General features: G+C 57.4%; 6 protein-coding genes and 1 tRNA gene. 2 read left to right on the top strand and 5 right to left on the bottom strand.

All coding sequences use genetic code 11. The features are described 5' to 3' along the window. Positions 1–58: 58 nt before the first annotated feature. Entirely contained in the window at positions 59–967 is a 909-nt protein-coding gene (locus KYK14_RS21500; RefSeq protein WP_219161714.1) for a histone deacetylase family protein, read from the bottom strand. A gap of 141 nt (positions 968–1,108) precedes the next feature. Further along, positions 1,109–1,183 (bottom strand) — tRNA-Val (locus KYK14_RS21505). A 211-nt stretch (positions 1,184–1,394) separates the two neighbouring features. On the opposite strand from KYK14_RS21505, the gene KYK14_RS21510 reads away from it, so the two are divergent. Both KYK14_RS21510 and KYK14_RS21515 read left to right on the top strand, forming a co-directional pair. Next, positions 1,395–2,084, top strand: coding sequence for a porin family protein (locus KYK14_RS21510; protein ID WP_185281688.1), 690 nt, complete (start codon positions 1,395–1,397; stop codon positions 2,082–2,084). Positions 2,085–2,158: 74 nt separating this feature from the next. Further along, positions 2,159–2,671: a DUF6992 family protein gene (locus KYK14_RS21515; protein ID WP_219161715.1), complete on the top strand. Its 513-nt coding sequence runs from the start codon at positions 2,159–2,161 to the stop codon at positions 2,669–2,671. A 65-nt stretch (positions 2,672–2,736) separates the two neighbouring features. Here KYK14_RS21515 and KYK14_RS21520 read toward each other — a convergent pair whose 3' ends face one another. From KYK14_RS21520 to KYK14_RS21530, 3 genes are all read right to left on the bottom strand, one after another. Then, on the bottom strand, positions 2,737–3,303 hold the full coding sequence (locus tag KYK14_RS21520) for a type 1 glutamine amidotransferase domain-containing protein (protein ID WP_219161716.1): 567 nt from the start codon (positions 3,301–3,303) through the stop codon (positions 2,737–2,739). 142 nt (positions 3,304–3,445) lie between these two features. Next, positions 3,446–3,967: an acyl-CoA thioesterase gene (locus KYK14_RS21525; protein WP_219161717.1), complete on the bottom strand. Its 522-nt coding sequence runs from the start codon at positions 3,965–3,967 to the stop codon at positions 3,446–3,448. 229 nt (positions 3,968–4,196) lie between these two features. After that, complete coding sequence (locus tag KYK14_RS21530; protein ID WP_219161718.1) at positions 4,197–4,685, bottom strand: methylated-DNA--[protein]-cysteine S-methyltransferase; 489 nt, start codon at positions 4,683–4,685, stop codon at positions 4,197–4,199. Between the last annotated feature and the right edge of the window lie 63 nt (positions 4,686–4,748).

Below are 4,748 nucleotides of genomic sequence, written 5' to 3' on the forward strand. Positions count from 1 at the left end.
GGATGACAGACGCTTTTGCATTCACAACTTCACCATTTCACTACTCACCATTTCACAACTACCCCCATATCTCCGCAGCGGTGCGGAAGGTGTTGACGTGGGCGTCGAGGATGTCGGCGAGGCGGGGAGAGTAGCCGCCGCCCATGCACACCACCACGGGTAGGCGGTGCTGGTGGCAGAGGCGCAATACCAGTTGGTCGCGCTGGCGACAGCCCTCGCGGGTGAGACTAAGGTAGCCCAGCTTATCCGTAGCCAGCACATCGACGCCAGCCTGATAAAATACGAAGTCTGGCTGCACCTCGTCGAGCAGGCGGGGTAGGGTGTCGGCTAGCAGCTTGAGATACTCGGCGTCGGTGGTGCCGTCGGGGAGGGGTAGGTCCAGGTCGGAGCGCTCTTTGCGGCCGGGGTAGTTGCGGGCGCCGTGCATCGAGAACGTGAACACGCGCGGCTCGTGCTCGAAAATGCGGGCCGTACCGTTGCCCTGGTGCACGTCCAGGTCCACAATCAGCACCTTGCCGATGCCGAGTTCTGCCTGGGCCAGCAGGTAGGCAGCGCCCGCCGCCTGGTCGTTGAACAGGCAAAAGCCTTCACCCCTATCAGCAAACGCGTGATGGGTGCCACCGGCAATATTAAGCGCTACGCCTGTCTGCAAGGCGCGGCGAGCGGCTTCCAAGGTGCCTTCCAGAATGATTATTTCCCGCGTTATCAACTGCGGGCTCCACGGAAAACCTGTGGCCCGCTCTTCCTGCCGCGTAAGCTGACCCGTCGTGACGCGGTGGTAATAGTCGGCGGTGTGCACGCGCAGGATATCCGCGGCGGCGGCCGGCGCGGGCGCAAACAGGTCGGCTTCGGTGATGATGCCTTCGCGTAGCAGTTGCGCGGGCAGCAACTCATACTTGAGCATGGGAAACCGGTGGTTTTCGGGCAGCGGGTGGGCGTAGCAGGGCGCCCAGGCAACAGGCAGCATAGGGTAGGGATGGGGGCAGCCGGCGCACAAAGAAGCCCGGCCGGTAGGTCGGGCTTTTTGGGTGACTCAGGTACTGCATCGTTGGCAAAACCGTCGGCAGATTCCAAATCGGCCTCACTCACGATGTTTTGCGGACTTACGTGAGGCGTACTGGGCTCGAACCAGTGACCTCTACCCTGTCAAGGTAGCGCTCTGAACCAACTGAGCTAACGCCCCGCAAGCCCGCTGGCGGCGGCCGGGATTAGCAGCTAAGATACGACGCAGCGCCGTAGCAGCAAGTATTTTCACTGGTATTTTTTACGCCAACTATCCTGCCTACGCAACTTTCTGTCCACGGCGAAGTATAGCCGCTTACGGATGTTATGCGAGCCGCGCACTTACAGTAGCTCGTTTTTTACTTCTTACTCCGCTTGATTTCCTTCTACTTATGAAAAAGATTACGCTTCTGCTTGTAGCTTTTGCTGCCTCCTTCTCTTTGGCCCATGCCCAGGTGCGGCCCGGTGGTGCCATGTCCTCTACCGACTATTTCCGTTCTAGCTCCGACTCGCGCAACAATGGCTTCGGGGTGAAAGGCGGCTTCAACCTCACCAACGTGCACGGCGACGACAAAGGCGGCATTCCCGCCCGCGAAAACCTGAACACGTTCCATGCTGGTGTGTATGCACAGTTTGGCCTCAGCAGCAAAGTGGCCATCCAGCCCGAGCTGCTGTATTCGCGCCAAGGCTACCGCTACGATCAAACCCAGGGCGGCACAACGGAGCAGCGCGTAAACCGCCTCGACTACCTGAAGGTGCCCGTATTACTCACGTACAACTTCCTTGATAACGTGAGCGTGCACGTAGGCCCGCAGGTTGCCTTGCTTACGAAAGTGAAAAACGCCGGCGTCGACCAGAGCATTGATGACTACGGCTACCACTCCCTCGACTACGGCGTAGTAGGCGGTATAGAATTCCGCGTTGGGCCCGCACGCATAGGTGGCCGCTACGACCTGGGCCTAGCCAAAATCCGCAAAGACGGCTATGCTACTACGGGCACGGCTGGGCAAATTAACGTGCCCAGTGGCGACGTACGCAACCAAGCTTTCCAAGTGTATCTGGGCTTGGGCATTTCCAACTAGCTTCACCATCAGCTTCAACAAAAAGGAAGGCGCCAGGCGTCTTCCTTTTTTGTTGAAGCACTTTTCAGTTTCGCATGGCTTCTACCCTACTCCTGACTACGGCAGCCCTACCCGCCATCAACCAAGCCCGCGAGCTAGTGGCCGAGCGGGCCATGGCCGTGCTGGGCGGATGGGCCTTGCTGAATCTGCTGGTGAGCGGCTACTTTGTAGCCCGCACCGACGCACGCACCATGCCGCACCATTTTCACTTGATGAATGTGGGCTGGAACGTGGTGAACCTGCTGCTAGCCGTGGTAGGGCTACTGCGCGCCAACCCCTATGGCGTGAGCAAACTTACCTTGGCCGATAGCCTAACGGCGCAGTTCAACTTCGAGAAGCTGCTGGTGCTCAACCTGGGCCTCGATGTGGCTTACCTCTGCATTGGCAGTTGGCTGCAAGCCCGCGCCGCCACCGACTCCAAGCCGGTCCGGCTGCTGGGGTTTGGCCGGTCGTTGTGGCTACAGGGTGGTTTTTTGCTGCTGTTTGATAGTGGACTTTATCTACTATACCATCGTTTTGCGGCGCAGCTTCTACAACTAGTGGGGTAGGCAGATAGAAGCACAAAGCCCCGGCTGCTGAGCAGCCGGGGCTTTGTGCTTCTATAGGTAGGATGTTAGGCTTCTACCGTTTCGCTTACCAATGCTTCTTTGATCTTCTTATTGAAGTTCGGAATATCATCGGGGTTGCGGCTGGTGATGAGGTTGCCGTCGACTACCACGGTTTCGTCGGACCATTGGGCGCCGGCGTTTTTCAGATCGGTTTTGATGCTGGGGTAGCTGGTCATGTGCTTGCCACGTACGAAGCCGGTTTCAATTAGCGTCCAGGGGCCGTGGCAGATGGCGGCTACGGTTTTGCCGGAACGGGCGAACTCGCCTACAAAATCTACCACGCTTTGCTCTACGCGCAGCTTATCGGGGTTGATCTGGCCGCCAGGTAGTACTAGCGCGTCATAATCAGCCACTTTCGCGTCGTCAATTACTTTGTCTACGTCTACTTTTTTGCCCCAGTCGGTTTTATCCCAGCCCTTGATGGAACCGCTTTTCAGGGAGATGACGTCCACTTGGGCGCCTTCGTCTTCCAGAAATTTCTTCGGCTCAGTCAGTTCTACCTGCTCGAAGCCATCGGTAGCCAAGATGGCTACTTTCTTACCTTTCAATTTATCGCTGCCAAAAATGCTCATGGTCTAGGTGTTTTGGGTGGTACAGAGAATAATTACGGCACCGTTTTACGGCGGTGCCGCTAGGTATTCAACGCAACCTGTACCAGGGGGTTAAGCATAAAATTTTGCCCTAGTACTCCCAAAACGCTATGCTGCGTGCGCCCTACTCTTCGCCCTCGCGGCGCAACTGCTTCAGCTCCTTGCGTAACCGACGCACGCGCTCATCAAACCCATCGGGGTCGTAGTCTACCTCTTCCACATCCAGCTGCTCTAGCATATCCATCAGGGCGTCGGAATGGTCGGCGCGTGTGCCGCTGTCTACCCGCACAAAGGCCAGCTCCGACCACAGCACGGCTTTCAGGCGCAAGCCGTCTTCGTGCAGCATCTGCATCTCCACCACCAGATTGGAGTTGTCGAAATGGATGAGCTGGGTGCGAATACGCACTACCTCACCGTGGCGCGCCGGGCGCAAGTAGCTGATATGGTGCTTGGTGATAACCCAGCCCGCATTCTGCTGTTGGGCCAGTTGGCCCAGGTTCAGGGCGTAGTGCTGGGTGGTGTGTTCCTCGCGGGCATTAAGGAAGTAATCGAGGTAGCGGGCGTTGTTGAGGTGGCCCAGCATGTCGCAATCTTGCAGGTAGACGCGGTGGGTACTTTCGGGCGTTTGGAGTAGGGCGGTGGGCATGTATTTGGCTGGTAGCTAGTAGCTGTTGGCTGTTAGCTTATGTTCTGACGATAGTAAGCCAGCTAGCTTTTGTTCTGGCAGCACCATACGGCAGTAGAAGCTCGGCAGCTGAATCAACTGGTTATTGAAGCAGTCGGACAAAAATGAACGAGTGCTGTTCTGCGTATGAAACAGTGCAAGTTGGTAAAAAAGCCAATAGCCAGCAGCTAGAAGCTAACAGCTACCCCTATCAAAACAACTCGCCCTGCCCGGTGGGGCGCTCGTGTTGCAGCAGCCATTTTTTGCGGTGCAGCCCACCGGCATAGCCCGTTAGCTGACCATTGGCTCCAATAATCCGGTGGCACGGGAGCACAATACCCAAGGGATTTTGTCCATTGGCTGCTCCCACTGCCCGCACCGCACCAGGGTTGCCCAATTGCCGGGCCAGATCGAGGTAGGAGGCCGTGCGGCCGTAGCCTACCCCCAGCAGTGTCGCCCACACTTGCCGCTGAAAATCAGTGCCTTTCTCGAAATGATACGTCAACTTAAATTCCTGCAGCTCGCCCGCGAAGTAGGCCTTGAGTTGGCAGTGCGCCTCGCGCAGGCACTCGGGCACTTCTGCCACAAGGGTAGGAACTTGGCCGTGCGGCTCGTCTAGAAAAGTCACGGCGGCTAGTCCAGCATCGGACCCACGCAAGCTCAGCAGGCCCAGTGGGGTAGAAAGGTAGGCTTCGGGCATATGGTGAAGTTGTGAGTTTTTGAAGTAAAACCGTCTGTCATCCTGAACGCAGCGAAGCGAAGT

Origin of the sequence: Hymenobacter profundi (assembly GCF_019334315.1) — a bacterium.
Classification (GTDB): domain Bacteria; phylum Bacteroidota; class Bacteroidia; order Cytophagales; family Hymenobacteraceae; genus Hymenobacter; species Hymenobacter profundi.